The 16,403-nt window shown below is 33.8% G+C and carries 17 protein-coding genes and 2 pseudogenes; 1 reads left to right on the plus strand and 18 read right to left on the minus strand.

Annotated elements, in window-relative coordinates; translation table 11 throughout:
* Positions 1 to 175: 175 nt before the first annotated feature.
* The 5 genes from SNE38_RS13520 to SNE38_RS13540 are packed head-to-tail and all read right to left on the minus strand — an operon-like array spanning position 176 to position 4,423.
* A complete protein-coding gene (locus tag SNE38_RS13520; protein WP_336046684.1) occupies positions 176 to 1,783 on the minus strand; it encodes a hypothetical protein in 1,608 nt (535 codons plus the stop codon).
* A complete protein-coding gene (locus SNE38_RS13525; protein WP_336046685.1) occupies positions 1,776 to 2,471 on the minus strand; it encodes an ABC transporter ATP-binding protein in 696 nt (231 codons plus the stop codon). Before SNE38_RS13525 ends, SNE38_RS13520 begins: the two co-directional genes overlap by 8 nt.
* A 23-nt stretch (positions 2,472 to 2,494) precedes the next feature.
* On the minus strand, positions 2,495 to 3,283 hold the full coding sequence (locus tag SNE38_RS13530; RefSeq protein ID WP_191703634.1) for an ABC transporter permease: 789 nt from the start codon (positions 3,281 to 3,283) through the stop codon (positions 2,495 to 2,497).
* Positions 3,280 to 4,188 (minus strand): ABC transporter ATP-binding protein, encoded by a 909-nt coding sequence (locus tag SNE38_RS13535; RefSeq protein WP_191703635.1) that lies wholly within the window; start codon positions 4,186 to 4,188, stop codon positions 3,280 to 3,282. The genes SNE38_RS13530 and SNE38_RS13535 overlap by 4 nt, the downstream gene beginning before the upstream one ends.
* On the minus strand, positions 4,172 to 4,423 hold the full coding sequence (locus tag SNE38_RS13540; RefSeq protein WP_191703636.1) for a PLD nuclease N-terminal domain-containing protein: 252 nt from the start codon (positions 4,421 to 4,423) through the stop codon (positions 4,172 to 4,174). Before SNE38_RS13540 ends, SNE38_RS13535 begins: the two co-directional genes overlap by 17 nt.
* Positions 4,424 to 4,608: 185 nt before the next feature.
* On the opposite strand from SNE38_RS13540, the gene SNE38_RS13545 reads away from it, so the two are divergent.
* Positions 4,609 to 5,157, plus strand: a complete 549-nt coding sequence (locus SNE38_RS13545; protein ID WP_318247686.1) for a helix-turn-helix domain-containing protein — start codon at positions 4,609 to 4,611, stop codon at positions 5,155 to 5,157.
* 399 nt (positions 5,158 to 5,556) lie between these two features.
* Here the strand turns inward: SNE38_RS13545 and SNE38_RS13550 are convergent, their stop codons facing one another.
* The 13 genes and pseudogenes from SNE38_RS13550 to SNE38_RS13610 form a co-directional block, all read right to left on the minus strand.
* Positions 5,557 to 6,210: an MBL fold metallo-hydrolase gene (locus SNE38_RS13550; RefSeq protein WP_336046686.1), complete on the minus strand. Its 654-nt coding sequence runs from the start codon at positions 6,208 to 6,210 to the stop codon at positions 5,557 to 5,559.
* 177 nt (positions 6,211 to 6,387) lie between these two features.
* Positions 6,388 to 6,876, minus strand: coding sequence for a GNAT family N-acetyltransferase (locus SNE38_RS13555; protein ID WP_191703638.1), 489 nt, complete (start codon positions 6,874 to 6,876; stop codon positions 6,388 to 6,390).
* Between the two features lie 351 nt (positions 6,877 to 7,227).
* Positions 7,228 to 7,401, minus strand: coding sequence for a hypothetical protein (locus SNE38_RS13560; protein ID WP_336046687.1), 174 nt, complete (start codon positions 7,399 to 7,401; stop codon positions 7,228 to 7,230).
* Positions 7,402 to 7,472: 71 nt separating this feature from the next.
* Positions 7,473 to 7,859 carry a molecular chaperone gene (locus SNE38_RS13565; protein WP_336046688.1) on the minus strand — a complete coding sequence of 129 codons (387 nt, stop codon included), beginning with the start codon at positions 7,857 to 7,859 and terminating at the stop codon, positions 7,473 to 7,475.
* 304 nt (positions 7,860 to 8,163) lie between these two features.
* A complete protein-coding gene (locus SNE38_RS13570) occupies positions 8,164 to 8,595 on the minus strand; it encodes a hypothetical protein (RefSeq protein ID WP_336046689.1) in 432 nt (143 codons plus the stop codon).
* Positions 8,596 to 8,969: 374 nt separating this feature from the next.
* A complete protein-coding gene (locus SNE38_RS13575; protein ID WP_336046729.1) occupies positions 8,970 to 9,653 on the minus strand; it encodes a DUF4274 domain-containing protein in 684 nt (227 codons plus the stop codon).
* 71 nt (positions 9,654 to 9,724) lie between these two features.
* On the minus strand, positions 9,725 to 10,996 hold the full coding sequence (locus tag SNE38_RS13580) for a DUF1963 domain-containing protein (protein WP_336046690.1): 1,272 nt from the start codon (positions 10,994 to 10,996) through the stop codon (positions 9,725 to 9,727).
* Between the two features lie 42 nt (positions 10,997 to 11,038).
* Positions 11,039 to 11,713, minus strand: coding sequence for a hypothetical protein (locus SNE38_RS13585; protein WP_336046691.1), 675 nt, complete (start codon positions 11,711 to 11,713; stop codon positions 11,039 to 11,041).
* 72 nt (positions 11,714 to 11,785) lie between these two features.
* The gene (locus SNE38_RS13590) at positions 11,786 to 12,523 is read right to left on the minus strand and encodes a YwqG family protein (protein ID WP_336046692.1); all 738 of its coding nucleotides are present in this window, start codon (positions 12,521 to 12,523) and stop codon (positions 11,786 to 11,788) included.
* A gap of 87 nt (positions 12,524 to 12,610) precedes the next feature.
* Positions 12,611 to 12,751: pseudogene (locus SNE38_RS13595) on the minus strand (SMI1/KNR4 family protein); the annotation flags it as partial.
* An 83-nt stretch (positions 12,752 to 12,834) separates the two neighbouring features.
* Positions 12,835 to 13,415: pseudogene (locus tag SNE38_RS13600) on the minus strand (SMI1/KNR4 family protein).
* 108 nt (positions 13,416 to 13,523) lie between these two features.
* Positions 13,524 to 15,050, minus strand: coding sequence for an SMI1/KNR4 family protein (locus SNE38_RS13605; protein ID WP_336046693.1), 1,527 nt, complete (start codon positions 15,048 to 15,050; stop codon positions 13,524 to 13,526).
* 427 nt (positions 15,051 to 15,477) lie between these two features.
* Positions 15,478 to 16,272, minus strand: a complete 795-nt coding sequence (locus SNE38_RS13610) for an alpha/beta fold hydrolase (protein WP_336046694.1) — start codon at positions 16,270 to 16,272, stop codon at positions 15,478 to 15,480.
* Positions 16,273 to 16,403 lie beyond the last annotated feature (131 nt).

Consider the following 16,403-nt stretch of genomic DNA (forward strand, 5'->3'; position numbering starts at 1 on the left):
ATGATGTTCTCCCGTTCTTAAATCGTATGGTCAGTATAACGAGGATTTCTAGTAATGAAAATAGAAAAAACCCGAATAGGTCACTTTTTTTTAAAGTGTCCACTATTCGGGGTTCAGTTCAAAAAATGATAAACTGACTTTTTTATTATTTAATTTTTTATTAGCTTAACGATTGTCATTTTATGCTGAAATAAAATTTAGTAAACCATGTGTATACACAAAAAGTTATGAGAACTGTTATGAGAAAGATTGTTATCGTTGACACACCTATCGAAAAACCTGCCCATAATAAGATAAAATGCGTTAATATCACGACAACTAATATGGGTAATCCAAAGAGCAAACTAACTAATACATTTGGATTCGATTTTACAGCTACTGATGGGTTTTCCCATTCTGTGCTTGGATTTAACATATCAAAAACTGGAGTAAGTAGATTATAACAGTAAACAAGCATTAGAATTATAATCATCATTAAGAATGCACCCATATTCATATAACCAAACAACATAAATATTATAAAGCTTACTATAACAGCAATGCCACTTGGAATAGATGCCAAGAAAACTTTAGAGAAATAAATTTTCTTTTTATTTAATGGCAGACTGTTGATTAGATAATAGTATTTACCTTCCCTTGAAAATGGCGTACCACTTGTGTTATTAATACAGCTCATTATTAAAACAGCATAAGCAAAGTAAATTTCAAAATATCCAGGTTTTGTAATATTAATAATCTCTGATATCCACCCCGCTTGAAAACTAAATAGCAAAATCAAGGTAAGGATTGGACTTAAAACAGCTCCGAGTACGAGTTGCATTTTGAAATATGCTTCAGTATTAATTACCCATAATTCTCTTTGAAAATAGTTAGCCCATACACTTTCCACATGGTAGACTTTAGTTTTTTTGCTGCTTGATTGGTTTACTTCAATTGTGCCATTTTTAAAGTAATGAATGGAATTGATTTTCACAATGAGAATGAATAATAGCGCGCTTAACCCGATCATCCCAAGTAAATCGATTACAAAAAGGTACGAAAAGTCTCCTGAAGTAAAAGTAGTCAATACATTACCAATAAATGGTGTTTTCAGTACGAGTTCATATATTTGATTAATCACATTGCTTAATGAATTCTTTAAAGTAATTAATGTTGTAAAATCTAATTTTAAATTATTGAAAGTTAGATGTTTCCCTACATAGTGTAGAACAGAATAACAAACCATTGCTGTAATTAAAAAGGTTATGGTAATATTCACCACCAAGTACGCCGTCTTATTAACAAAATAATGTCTAAAACTATTTATCAGCGATAGGATAAATAATATAAGTAGTATTGTTAATATGTTTGATATTGGAACTAATAGGACTAACTTTATTAATTCCGTAAATTTAGTCTTAAAACCTAATAACAATATCGATGGAATTTGTATAACTGCAGATACTACTGTCAGTACAAAAATAATACTCAAAATTTTTGATATAATAATTTTTCTCGGCGCAATTGGTAAGTGAGTTAAAATACCGTATTCATAGTAATGAAAAACTAATGAAATGGAAAAATAAATTACAAGTAAATATACTAACAGATTTGAAATTAGGTAATTGTAAAAAATAAATTCTTTAGTATCTCCCAAATAAAAAATGGCAATATTTATAGTCATTAGTTGCAAAAATAAATAGAAGAAGGCTATTATTAATACCACTTTTAGCATTGGTTGTTTAGGCTTTGAATAAAAAGATGAAATAAAAAACTTTGTTAATTGAAATCCATTATTAAACATTTTGTTTCTCCATAAAAATGGTTTCTAATGTATTTTCTCCAACTACCTTATCAATTTCTTCATGGAGAATGATTTTACCATCTTTTAAAATCGCAACCGTGTTACAAATTTTTTCAGCTATATCTAGTAGGTGGGTAGAAAAAAATACTGTACCCCCTTCTTCAATATATAACTTAATCGCTTTTTTAAATGTTAGAACGGACTTAGGATCTAAACCATTTAGTGGCTCATCCATAATAATGATTGGCGGGTTTATTGTAAATCCAACAATGAGCATCATTTTATGTAACATACCATAAGAATAGGTACCCATTGGTTTATACATTGCCTCTTCCATATCAAACTGCGTAATAAAGTGCTTCATTCGCTCAGTTTGATCATTATCATATAGTTTCATCACAAACCGTATCCAATCAAAGCCAGAGATATTTTTAAAAACATGGATAGTATCTGGGATAAAAAAGAATTGCTTTTTATATTTAGTTGATCCTGATTTGATAATACCGTTAATAGTGATAGTTCCTTCGTCAGGTTCTAAAATGCCAGTAATACTATTTAAAGTTGTAGTTTTACCTGCACCATTTGAACCCACAAACCCTAATATCTCACCTTTTTTAACGTGTAATTCTACTCCGTTTAAAATTTGTTTACTACCATTACCTTTTTTTAAATTAGTTATTTTTAACATCTTTCCCCCTCCGTCCATACTTATTAATTTTTATGATATTTCTTTTCAGAAATCCAATAATGCGAAAAAGTTACAGTTAAAGTGATCCAGACAAGTGTAATAAACATATTTCCGTATAAATGCGAATCGATTGAACCAGTTATTAATACCATCATTGCATGCTGACTCATTCCTGCAGGATTTAATAAGTCAATTATAGGATGTAAACCACTAAAAATCTTAAAAATAAGCAAGCACACGATACTGATTAAAGCTATAACGCCCTGACCATTAAATATCGTACTAATCATAAAAGTAAAACAAAGAATAAATAATACCCATATTAAGTAGAATACAATTGCTAGAATCATTTCAAGAAATGGAATATTATTAAATAAGAAATTTACATATACGTAAGATACAAAATATCCCAACATTACACTAATAGCAATAAATGAAAAGTTAGATAGTAGTTTCCCACCAATGTAAGCCCCTACTTTTACGGGTCTTGTTAAAATAAAATCCAGCATACCATTCGCTTTATCTGACTGAATAATACCCATCATCGAAATTACAATAATCATAATACCTAACTGGTCGAATTGTGACCCAAGTGTTGCAGCTATTACTTGTGCTCCATCCTGTTGTGTCATACTTGGATCAATTGTAATCCCCTGATTTCCACCAAGTGCTGCTAAAATTGATGGTAAGTAATATGTGACAACAGGTTGTGTTGCTCCTAAAAACATAAAAACAAGAGGTAACCAAATAATTTTAAACTCACGGAACATCTGTACATATTCCTTTTTAGTTAAAATATATAAAGGAGTCATACACTCACCACCATTTTTAAAAATATTTCTTCTAACGTATCACTGCTTCCAACTTCAAATTTAACTATATCTATATTGCTTTCGAGGGCATCTCTGAGTAGCCTATTTTTATTTAACTGAACATTATCTAGTCTAACTTTTGCTCTTTTTCCAATTAATTCAACATTTTTTACATATGGAAGCTTTTCAATTAATTCAACCCATTTCAAATCACTCGATGCAATTTCAAGATGTACTACTGATTCTTGATTATTAGTTATTAATTTATTAATTGTTGTATCTTCAATTTTTTTTCCTTGTTTCATAATGACAAATCGTTCACATATTTCTTCTGCATCGCCTAAAATATGAGTAGATAATAGGATAGTTGTGTCATGTTTAATTTCTTGGATTAAATTTAACACTTCTCTCCTACCTATTGGGTCTAGCGCTGATACCGGTTCATCCATGACGATAAAAGATGGCTTGTGCAAAAGAGTTTGAGCAATACCTAATCTCTGCTTCATTCCTCCAGAAAAAGTCTGCACCTTTTCATTCTGTTCATTAATTAGTCCCACTTTTGTTAAAATGGCTGGTACTTCATCAATAAGCTTTTCTTTTGATATTCCTGATAGCTGGCCCATAAAAAAGAGTGTTTCTTTGGCAGTCATCCAATGAAAGAAATCAGGGTATTGTGGGAGATAACCAATCTCTCTTTTCATATTTGAAATTTTCTTCCCATCTAGAAGAACTTCCCCTTTATCCGCATATAAAATGTCTGAAATGATTTTTATTAATGTAGATTTTCCAGCACCATTTGGTCCAATAAGCCCAACACATTGCCCATGTTCAACTACCATAGAGAAATTATTGACAGCTGTCTTAGATTTAAATTTTTTTGTAACATTTTTAATTTCTAACTTCATTAGGCTTTTCTCCTTTTCTTCCAATTGTGAAATACAGAATTGGACCAATTGTATTAAAAAATAGAATTACTATTGTCCATAAAAGTACATTTGACCTCTCATTTCGATGTCTATACAAATCAAACAAAGCAATAAGAATAAGAATGAGACCAACAACGATAAACGGCGCGGCAATCTGTAATACAGCTAACCAATCAATATCCTTGAAATCATTTAACCCATAGTGAAGTTTCATTTATAACACTCCCATCATTTATTATCATTACCGATAACGATAATATAACATACGTTTTTTTGAATTGCACTTGTTTTTTTAATAAAGATAATAATCTTTTTATTTTTGTGATAATATTATCATTATAAATAATGTACTTTGCATCTAAATAAGGTACAATACTATTTAAAAAAGGAGATAATGCGGTGAATAAAGCAGAAATTTTAATGCATCCGGTAAGAATTAAAATTAGCCAAGCACTTATGCGCCACAATGAAAGTGGTCTAACGCCTCTAGAAATGGTAAAAATCATACAAGATGTTCCGCAGGCTACTCTTTATCGGCATATTCAAATCTTGCTAGATGCAGGGGTTATCAAAGTTATTAAAGAAAAAAAGGTAAGGTCTGTCACGGAAAAATACTATGCTCTTAATGAAGATGCTGCGCGTCTTGATTCAAACGATTGGAAAACAACAAAAATGGACGAGAAGCTTAGTTATATATCCTATTATCAATTATCCTTATTATCCCAATATCAAAGTTACCTTTCTTCAATAGAGAATAAGAGCGATTCAGAGGATCGTGCGACATTCTCACTTTTAGAATTGACCATTGATGAAGAAGAATTTGAAAGCTTTCAACATGATTTAAATGCTCTAATGCATAAGTACTACCAAAAAAATAATAATAGTAGTAGTGCTCGTACTCGTACAATAGCTGTGACGATTATCCCTGATAGCAATTCTCAGCACTGAATCTTCCCCTCTAAATTTACCCAATATCAAATCTTGGGTAAATGATGCTTGCGGTTACAGTTATAACGGAAAACAAAAAAGAGTAATACAGACCACCTGATTACTCTTTTGTCTGCAATTTATTTGTCCGCATAATTATAATTATTTTTTGTTCTGATTTTATTTAACAGGATTGATTTAGCATGTCCCAATAACCGACTTAATCGAATTTAATTAAACTCTGTTTATTTATCCGGATTGACAAGGTGTGGGTAGCCGATTTGAGAACAATCGGGACTATAATTCCGAAAGCCTTTATTTATAAGGGTTTCGGTTTTTTTATTTATTAAATTACAATTAAAAACAATTTATTTTCACAGTTGCGTGAAGAAATAAATATATGATTGATTACATTGTAGATTAATTCACCAAATAGTTTTCAATTTGTTTATGAGGCTCTTTTACGTCATTTCCATGACAAATGCTTACAATATCTGGCTTCATTTCTTCAATAACGCGTCGGCCACTTTTGATAGCCTCCTCCATATCAGATGTAAACATAGCCATAGGTTTTTGCAGTTGACCATTTTTCGAGGTAAATAAATCTCCACCAATCAACACACGGTCCTCTTTATGATAGTACACCACATGACCTGGGGAATGACCCGGTGTGTGAATAGGTATTAACGCTTCCATATTATCTAAATTTCCATTCGTCATTTTTAACGGCTGTACAAGACCTGGCTTCACAAGAAATTCTACCTTTTTCCTACCAGGAAAAGGCTCTTTACCTTCCATGTATGGAATATCAGCTTCATGGGCAAATACGGGCACTTTTTTTATTTCAAGAATTTTTTTCAATCCCCCCACATGATCAGAATGGCCATGTGTTAACAGAATTCCTTTTAATGTACCCAGCTTTTCTGCTTCATTTAAAATTCTTTTCCCCATAAAGGACATACCGGTATCAATTATGTATACACCATCATCGACCGTTACAATCCATGCACTTATTTTCATAAATAACCAAGCTTCAACTTTATGAATATGAGGCGATATCTTAAGGATTTTCATTCCCTTTCCCCCTTTTCTCTTTTTTGATTCTTTTACATAATTAATATAGCTCCCTGTTCCTTCTATTATAGAAACGGCAATAATAGCCCATTCAAGTGGAGAAACATCGCTAAACTTTTCCTTCCGCGTATTCACTGTTTAGACAAGTAAGTTAATCTTGAGTAATACGATTAGAAATCATATCTTAAATGTTTGAATTAAACACTGCTCATCATCAATTAATTCTTGTCTTTCATTAAACTCAATATTTAATTCAAGATATAGCTTTCTCCAAAATGAAACAGCACGTTTATTATCAATAACTTGTATCACAAAATATTGCCCTTGTTTCGCTTCAAATAATTTTACTACGGCTTTTGCTGCTAAACCTTTACCCTTGTACTTATTAATTATAAAAAAATCATTTATTCCTAAATCATTTTCCTCCTTCAAAAATGGCCGTTCCAATAGTAATATAAAACCTATAATACTACCATCCAATTTAATAAAGTACGGTGAAAGCCCCTCTATGCACCAGAATTTATCCAGGCTTTCATAATAAAAAGAACCGTCTGCTCCAAGGTCAATCATTGAAGTGAACTTTGAAAGGTCGTGCAGATACAAAGAGTAAAGGTTTCTTAAAATAGATTTTTCTGATTCTAAAACTGCCGTTAGAGTAATTGACATTTTGCAATAAACTCCTTCCCAACTAATTTTATTATTTTTGTACGTATGAAAGTAAACCAATAAATACATCTCCAATAATATACAATACATCTTAATTTTGACTCTTATATAATTTCGATAGAAATACCCATTATCCTTCGAAAATAGACTAAGTCTCTGTCAATATTACAAAGCACTAATCCATTGTAGACTTGTTTGCTCCCTATAAGGACATACACACGTATATATATTTTTAACACTCAAATAATTTCACTTCATCCATCTATACTTACTCTAAATTTGAGTATAGAAAAAGGAGCACCGACATTCCGTGCTCCTCGATAACTCTTTTAACAAAATTTCCCAAAACCATCAATCTTCTTCATCTAACTGATTCATTTTATCTTTCATCTGAAATAAAAAATGAAGTTGCATTTGTTTAGCTAATTTTTCTGCCAATCCAACCGAATTAAGATTATTTTGTTCCTCCATTATCTGTTGTTCAATGTATGATCTTAACTTCTCATATTTTTCTAATTCACTCACTCCGTTTACCTCTCTAAGCAAATGTTTTATTACCTAGTATGCTCATATTATGGAGTAATTAAATCTTGAATTTAACTCAATTTTTCATAATTATCTTCAAATTCACGGATAAACATTTCATTAAAATCCAATGCCCTGAAAGACGGAACATCCTTGCAACTTTTTTCCAACTCTTTATGAATAGCTAATAGCACTTCATCATGCGATACAATCCCAAATAAGCTCTCTCGCTTAATCTCACCTGTCGTATATATTGATAGGTCATCGTAAACCACGAAATCGATGTAGCGAACAACATTGAGGAAGCTGCCCCCATGTGTCATACCAATTCGTAATGGATCCTTTAGAGAAATGATCTTATTTTTAAATCCAAACTGGATGCCACCAGCTGGAATATATATAACTTTACCTTTATCTGTTTCTACGATTTTTTCTACTTTTAAAAATTCAAGTTTCATCTTTACTCCCCCTAGTATTACATCTAACATATACCCTGTTTTAGCAATTACTAATATGGTTGTCGTAAAGTTTTTAAACCTGTGTACAGATAAACAAAAAAGAGTAACACAAACCACTTGTTTACTCTTTTGTCCGCAGAATTTTTTTTTGCTTATTTTATTGAAATGAAATAAACTTACTTGTCTCAATTCGGATAAGTTATATTCGACAACGTAGGGGTGCTGGTTAGAGTCCGGTTAGGCCCATTATTTAAAAAGCCAGTAAATGTTTTTATATCAACTATTTTTTTAACTACTCCCCTTTTTAATTATCATGCATATGCTGCCAAATGTAATAATAACAATAAAGAAACAAGGGCAAGAGTACACTTACAACAGAAGTCATTGCTAGTTCAATATAGAAGAAATTGATGGAAAACGAAGGTTTTTTCGCTTCAATAATATCGAGAATTGGATTAACACCAAACGCAGCTAAAATTAATATGAAAGCTAAGTCCATACCTGTGTCTCTTACTATTTTTAAAGCTTTTGGTAGTTGAATTTCTCTTTCCTTATATATAAACTTAAATTCTAAAACAAAAAAATGGTATACTCTTTTTTGAATTAAAAAACCCAATACACCAATTAAAGTGAACAAGAATAACTTAAGAATGGATGTTGTAGTAAGGAAATCTAGCAGAAAATAAAAAGATACAATTGTACTAAGTGATAAGAAAATAAATAGTATATGACGCAACACAAATTCCTCCTATAAAGCCTCAATCAAATGTGTATTAAAGCTTAAACTACCGTTTCTTTTTATATTTTAATAAAATATTCTACAATACCTTAAAAATTCCTCCAAATTTTGTATAGACATGTCTTATTTTGGTTACTTCAGTTGAGCCAGTGCACTGATAATAAATAATAAAAAGTGAGCTAGATGATAACACCTAGCTCACTTTTTCACTATATTATTCCTGCACATCAATGGATGGTGAGGAGCAGCTTGTAATTTTTCTTCTGGTGTATAAATCAACTTAAAAGACTGAACCTTGATCTGTCTAACAATCGAAGGTGCTGTTCACTCTAACTCTAGGTGCAGCACATCAAAGCAGACTCTTCCTTTTTTTAGCTGTGGGCCCGCTCCAATCTTTCATTGAGGGCAACCGCAAGTTCTTTAAAGCGTTTCTCCTCTTCCGTGCTCAGCGGATCCCTTGAATTCCCCCTATCCAGCCAATAATCTCCATCTAACAATTCATACATGTCAAGAAGTGTAATTTTTAGAGTGACTGGATTTTGAAAAACAGACAACATCGGTTCCGGGCCATCATCCCAGTTGTATTCGTTCACTATCGCATGTAATAGTTCCGGCGAATTTATTCGTTCAATCTTATCGCACATCTTGTACTGAGACTCCTCATACAAAACCTCATCAACAAACCTTTGCTCTTCCAGTGTTAGAGAAAGGCGAACGGCTCCTTTAGTTTCGAGCAGAAGGTCAGCAATCTTTTTATCTTTACGTGCTTCATTCCAAGCTGTAGCTAATATGCCCAATGGGGAGTTCAGTTTGGCCCCAGCTTCGATGAGCTTTAACAGGGCTTCAATTTGGTTGAACTTTACAGCTTTTTTTAGTGGCGTATCACCAAGTTTATCCTGTGCCTCGAGGTCTGCTCCATGTTCGATTAATATTTCTATCGCCTGAACTGGCATTCGATTGGTCAAAAAAAGCATCAGCGGTGTTCTCCCTCGCTCGTCCCGTTCATTCACATCCAGTTCCGTTACTGCCTTCTGTACAAGTGAAAGATCATCTATCTTGCTAACTTCCTTTCAATTCAAGCGTACTCCCCCCTTTAACACAATACTATTATAAACATGAATGACATTCAGCTTTGCTGATAGATCGTTGCTGTAATATAGTCTTTAGGACAAATAAACATATAATATATGCCTTCAGCATATTCGTCATAATCAGCATAATCGATCTGCCCTATAAACCGCATTCTTCGTTCACAACAAGGACAAACCGGATACTCCGGATCCTGGACCCAGCTTGGATGACCGCCAATCTGAGAATTCAATTGTGACATGGTCCAAACTGCAGCATAATACGGTGATTGCGGCTCTTGTGAAAGAACTAAATTAGGTGAGGTTTCAATACTGCTGTTTACGTCATCCATATCCGAGAGATAAACAGGTTCTTGATTATAGCGGCTCCAGACAGGCATGCCATCATTGTCCAGCTCCATGTATATCGTGCTAAAGCTCCCACATAATTCACAGGTTATCACCTGTAGGTTCTCAATTTGCAGGTCGAGATATTGTAAAGCCGGATGAGAGGTAGCTGCGACCATCAACTTCGTTAACTTCCTATTGCACCATGGGCATGTTGAATGGCTCGTCTCAAGAAAATGGGCAGGATCTTCTTTAAGTACAACTTCATCATCATCTTGTTGGTCAGTTTGCCTAATAGCGTAACATAATGGATTTACTAGATTACGCCTTTCCCCATTCGAAGTAAGCTCCCATCCTCCATCAACAGCATAAGTTTCAGGCGTTACATATAACTGTTCCGCCCATTTTGGTTGATGCATTTGCCATTCGCGGTACTGGTTTATGACCTTAGCATCACCAATCCAGCCGAGTGCAAGGAGAAGTTGATTTCGGTTGTCCTCATCCCATAACACCCGCTCTATTAGCTGATCTCGAATGTCTTGTGGTGCATCTTTAAAAAGAATCGGATCCTGAAACAATCCGCGCTGTATAAGCTCAGGTAAAGCAACGGATATATTATCATCTCTGTAGCACACCAAAGCTAATAGAATATCTTGTGCTTCACTTTCCTTATTAACAGCGAGTAATTCCATTGCATATTTCAGCATACGCTGCGCATCTTGGTTTGATAAAGAAACGTAAAGCTTCTCCTTTCTTATTGGAAAGGGAACGTATTGAATTAGCGGATCATACTTTCTCAGTGCATGCATGACCTTGAGAATGTCCACTTGATCTGCTAATCCCTCATAGAGATTCACCGTTTTGCGGTTTTTCTCAATATAAGCTACCCGTTTTTTTCGTTCCTGCTCCTGATGACAAGGCATACAGATACCGTTTGTTTTGGCTGCTGTACTCGGTAGAATAGTTGCACTGCATCCTTCCATCCTGCATGGTATTCGTTCCGTCAATTCCATTCACCTCCAAAATTATAAACCAATATACAGTTTATTTTCTGAGAAGACTGCTGAGTATCCAAGTCTGTACAGCTCAAAATAAGCTGCGAACGGGTCACCATTTAATCTATAACGGGGCCACTGAAGATAATATGAAATCCAGTAATCACAAGCAATCGAGTAATATGCCTCGTCCAAAATTTCAATCGGTTCATCGTATTCAATCTGTTCGCTGATGATATCAAAAATCGTCTCATATATTTCAGGATCATATTGCTGACGAATTCCATCTATCGTTCCAGGAGGTACAATTCTAACCTCTTCAATTCCATCTAGGTATTCGGCAGAATCTTTCGTATCAAACTTGCCTGAAGATCCCAGCAATAAATCCTTTAAGCCTTGAATAAACTGCCTGCCATAATCTACTAGTATATCATTGGGTACATTACTATCTTTACTAATAAAATAGCCTGACACTGTAGGACCAGTATAATCCACAGGATTTAGCATTTCATAGATTTGTAATATCCTCTCCAAATAAACATGCCCATCTTCAAGAGGTTCAAAAGTAGCCTCTACACCTTTTCCATCTGGCATAAACATTTGAAAGTAACCATAGAATCGTGCTTCATCGATATCTGCTTCCCCGGAATTCATATCTTCATCCATCAATTGAAGTAAATATCTTGCATAAGATTGTTTATCCATATAAACGTTAAACCTCTCTTTCGCTTATTAGTGGCGGCTTTATTATAAGCTTTAGACGGATTTGGTAACTCACTAGCAACATTGCCATTCATACACGACTTTAGAAAAATCCCTATTTTTCAAAGCGTCTTTTGGAATAGAGAAAACACAATTCCCAGAATCCCCAAACATAATGCCGCATTCGTCATCAATATCCAGTTGCAATAAAAGAAAATCGTCATCACCAAATCCAATATAATCATTCTGAACAAAATAAGGATAACCGCCAATTCTGCTCTCGCTACTATAGCAATCATCGCTCAGTTTCTCATATTCTTCTTCTGATAACTTATTCATAAAAGTTTCTTGAAATAGATCTAATGAGGAAGACATAGGCATTTCCCTTGAATTAAAATACATTTTACCACTATGTGAAAATGGAAGATTCATGTTATATTCTTCATTTTCATAAGGATGTTCCTTTACTAAACGTTCTTCATTTTCTTCATAACTTTCAATGTATCTTACTAGAATGGGGTCTTCCAAACCGTACAAGTCTTCGTTTGTAACAAAAAATTGCAGTAATCCCTTTTCTGGTAATTCAACAATATTTTCAATGTCTGCCAGATTGATTTGTGCTAAAAACAACATAGGTTTTCCATTTTCACCTATCGGATAATCTTTACTATTTTCCAAATAGGGGCATCCCCCTAATTTACTATCAAAAGGTTTTGTTTCTTCACGCTTAAAACTTATCTCATTACTATATCTAAAAGTACCTTTAATTAGGTTTTCATGTTCTTTCAAAAGTTTAGGAATTTCGTATTTCATCAATGTCCCCCCTATTTTAGGATTACTCTGCAAACCGAATTCTAGCCAATTTCCAAAATTGATTTAAAAAATAGATTTCAACCTATCTTAAAGATATTCTTTCTCAATAGAACGATCTTCCCAATCATGCCAAAAGTATAATACTTGCCCTACTGCCCCAGCTTCATACAGATTAGTATCAATGCAAAGGTATTCACCGCCACCATTATTTGCAATTGGTATCCATTCAAATGGATTTACCTCAAGATTCCATTATTGCACCCAACTGGAGATTTAACGATTCTTTAAAGACTCTCTAAGAACTATCGCGTTTATTCTTCCTCATCTAGAAAATTAAAACCATTGTCAATAAGATTCTGTAAATATTCGTCAAAGCTATTTGCAATCACTTCATATTGGTCAGGGTCGTGCAAAAAGCGAACAATTTGACCGCATACTCCTTCATCAGATGGATTAAAATCTATAAAAAGTCTTGATGTTCCACCATTATTCATACAGTCTGAAAAATGAAGATACTTCCCCGGAAAAAGTCCCTCTGGATTAATCCTAGGGTCAACAGCATCCTCGTCATCTTCGTATTCTAAAAGATAAGAGACGTCTTCCTCTTCTTTTGAACTTTCGAGCATCTGCTGGGTAGACAGTAAATAATATGGGTATTCTTCAATATCTGATCCAAGAATACAAACCGCAATTTTTTTTCTCCATATTTCCGCCAATAAGTACCATCAATATTTTCTAATAAAGAGATTAATGATGCTGGACAATTTGGATATTCTGACCTTAATACTTCAATATCTTTTTTTGTGGCACCGTACGCAGTATTTAATTCCTCAAGTTCATCTGTTGTTAATGCTGATCTCAAGCCATTTAAAAATTTGTTTACTAAATCCATGATTTCCCCTCCAAATATAAAATGCAAAAGCGAGTGTACTTGTGGTTAGTAGTAATCCTCCACTTACAAAATCTATTATTCTCTTATCTATTTAATCTGTTTTCCGATTTAATCATTGAAGCTGCTAGACCAAATGTTTTCTTCTTCTGTCGTCATTTCACCTACAATTTCAGAAAAATCAACATCTTGAGACATCAGTTTTTTTAACTTATAAAATTGATTAAAACTTCCTGTAAAAGATTTCAATGAAGTGGACTCCGCAATTACTTCAATATTTTCAACAGGTGTGTAATTACATTCTAAATGAGTGAGTGCCGTCATTTTCTTAATAGAGGAAGCATCTCGAATAGATGAATCTATGAATGTTAAGTTTTTCAGCTTTTGATTTTGGGTTAGAAAATCTAAGTCGTTGAAAATAAATTTTTCAATCGTTAAGGCTTCTAACTTTTTCAATTTTGCGAGTAACATTAAGTCGGCTTCTGATACACCCTCCAATAGATGAATGTGCAGCTCCTTCAAATGGCTAATATCTGAAATTGAGACAAGCTGTTCAAAATTTAAAATGGAGACAGATAATTTATTTAGCTTTACATCCTTTAAAGGGCGATAGTTATTGATTTGTGTGTGCTCAATAGAAAGTTCCTTTAAATTAATTAAAGATTCGAGTGCTCTTATGTCCTTCACTTGAGTTCTACTTAAATTTAAATATTGAAGTTTATTTAATCGAGATAAAGGTACGATGTCCGTAATCGGATTTCCGCCTAAATATAATTTTTTTAGTGCTAATAATGATTGTAAAGGCCTAATATCAATAATATGATTCCCACTAAGTACTAGCTCTCTAACATCCGTACAGACAGTAAGCGGTGTAATATCAAAAATCTGTTTTCCCATAAGGTACAATATCTTACTTTTCACTAACTGTTTTGGATGTTCTGATAAGCTTTGAATTATTTCTTTCCATTTATCACTTAGCTGTTCAAACCATTCTTCTCCTATAACCTGTTGCTGGTTAGAAGCCTCTACTTGAAAAACAGGCAATTCCATATTCTTTAGTTCATCAAAAAAATGAGCTTCCTCCCTATACCCGTAGCTCCAAAAAGTTTCTTCATCGATCGTATATGCTCCGTTTTTAAGTGTTTGTGCAATAAATGTTATAAAATCTGTGATGTTGTACGCAATTACATGTTTAACCGTTTCATCTCGTCCAAAATTTATTAGCTGTCCATAAATTCCATTTGAATCAGGTTCTAAATCGATTCCTAAGAAGTTACCTCCATGATCTTGCGCAATGGGAATCCAATAGCGATTGAGATACTGCTCTTTAATCGCGCCTTCGGGAACGGAGTACGATTCAATCTGTTGCAGCTCCTCGTCGTCACTTAGCTCAAAACAGTTTTTCCATTCAGCAAGCATACTTTCTAATGACAGAAACGAAAGTCCAAAAAAAAGCCCTGGTCCCTCATCATTTTCACCATCATGTGTAAGATAAAGTGTTTTTACATCGTCTGGAAACGTAATTCCCATCTTTTGCTCGACTTCTTCAATTTTTTGCACAGTAGCGGGAGGGTTTAAAAACGGTTCGAAATGCTGACTAAATTGTTGCTGAATCTCATTAATAATTGTCTGAATCACATTATCAACTCCAAAGAAAATTATTCAATTAAAATATACTCATTTAATAATACCAATTATTTCAAATTATTAGTTTTGGTTCAATAGCTCTCTATGAAAAAAAATGCTTTTCTTGTTTTGAAGTGACTCCCAAAAATTAGAATTTATATTTAATGTGACTTGTCGTGACTATAAAGTGAAAAGCCCGTAAACGTTTATATACCAACGTTTACGAGCTTTTCATTTCCATAAGGTTCCCTACCATATACCCATATTTTGGGTTTTACCAATTATTTAGTGTTACTTTATAGCGTTGTGAAAAATGTCTGCAATGCCATTATCTGCATTCGGCAATAGATGACCATAAAAATCGGTTGGCGTGACCTAACCCCCTAGGCAATCAGAGATACGAATTTACAGCAGGCTATCTATTAAGCCACCCCTCTTCTCAGAGTGAACTAGCTTTTGCATACACCTGATTGGACGATATAAACTGGTGAATCGCTTCATTTGACTCCGCGCTTTTTTCAATGACGCATACATGCCCGCAGTCATCGAGGATTTGTAATGATGCGTATGGATTATTCTCTACTGCACGCTTCGCTTCATCTATGAATAAATGATCTTCCTTGCCAATTAGATAAAACTTCGGAATTGTACACTCACTTTGCTTTAGCTGCTCATAGGGCTTCTTCGCATTTTTCAATAAATACGTCCATTTCACAAACTCTTTACGCCCTAACTTCGCTGCCTCCTGCACAAAATAAAAACGTGATTTAGCATGCGATTTTTTCGGCATAATTAAGTATGCAAATGTTTTATAAAAGAGCATATATGGTGCGAAATGGCGGAATATCCATGCGCTCTGAATTAACAGTGACGACCATCTATTAAACTTGAGCACCGGACCAGCTAGAGTCATCGTTTTAATGTACTGCTTCGCACGATACATAAGCTCATTGCCGATAATTGTCCCAACCGAAAATGTTAAAAAGTGTGCGTGTTTAATCTTTAATTTCTCGAGCACCTCCGTAATCTTCGGTACTACATCTGCTGCGACATAATAATTTACATCTAACCCATTCGAATCGCCATGACCCGGTAAATCGATTAATAGTAAATTATAATGTTGCGATAAATAATCAGCTTGTTTATAAAAAAGGGTGCTCTTGCCTCCTAGACCATGTAGCAGCACGAGCCATTCCTTTTGATGACATGAAAATAGTTTTGTGTAATGTAGCATATCGGACTCCTATTAGGATATTTTTACGTTATCAGTAATCCAATCGAAAAAATATTATTCCAAGAAAAATAATATTTAGTTGTAATCTGACTATAACGTGACGGTTTAAGCACGTCAATTATTGCATACTA

It is taken from the genome of Solibacillus ferritrahens, from assembly GCF_037027585.1.
Taxonomy (GTDB): domain Bacteria; phylum Bacillota; class Bacilli; order Bacillales_A; family Planococcaceae; genus Solibacillus; species Solibacillus ferritrahens.

Excerpts from the sequence above, each read along its gene's own strand:
- SNE38_RS13520 (WP_336046684.1), bottom strand. The coding sequence starts at position 1,783 with ATGTTTAATAATGGATTTCAATTAACAAAGTTTTTTATTTCATCTTTT.
- SNE38_RS13565 (WP_336046688.1), bottom strand. The coding sequence starts at position 7,859 with ATGAAACTTGAATTTTTAAAAGTAGAAAAAATCGTAGAAACAGATAAA.
- SNE38_RS13580 (WP_336046690.1), bottom strand. The coding sequence starts at position 10,996 with ATGGAAGGATGCAGTGCAACTATTCTACCGAGTACAGCAGCCAAAACA.
- SNE38_RS13540 (WP_191703636.1), bottom strand. The coding sequence starts at position 4,423 with ATGAAACTTCACTATGGGTTAAATGATTTCAAGGATATTGATTGGTTA.
- SNE38_RS13590 (WP_336046692.1), bottom strand. The coding sequence starts at position 12,523 with ATGAAATACGAAATTCCTAAACTTTTGAAAGAACATGAAAACCTAATT.
- SNE38_RS13530 (WP_191703634.1), bottom strand. The coding sequence starts at position 3,283 with ATGACTCCTTTATATATTTTAACTAAAAAGGAATATGTACAGATGTTC.
- SNE38_RS13525 (WP_336046685.1), bottom strand. The coding sequence starts at position 2,471 with ATGTTAAAAATAACTAATTTAAAAAAAGGTAATGGTAGTAAACAAATT.
- SNE38_RS13610 (WP_336046694.1), bottom strand. The coding sequence starts at position 16,272 with ATGCTACATTACACAAAACTATTTTCATGTCATCAAAAGGAATGGCTC.
- SNE38_RS13535 (WP_191703635.1), bottom strand. The coding sequence starts at position 4,188 with ATGAAGTTAGAAATTAAAAATGTTACAAAAAAATTTAAATCTAAGACA.
- SNE38_RS13555 (WP_191703638.1), bottom strand. The coding sequence starts at position 6,876 with ATGTCAATTACTCTAACGGCAGTTTTAGAATCAGAAAAATCTATTTTA.
- SNE38_RS13550 (WP_336046686.1), bottom strand. The coding sequence starts at position 6,210 with ATGAAAATCCTTAAGATATCGCCTCATATTCATAAAGTTGAAGCTTGG.
- SNE38_RS13585 (WP_336046691.1), bottom strand. The coding sequence starts at position 11,713 with ATGGATAAACAATCTTATGCAAGATATTTACTTCAATTGATGGATGAA.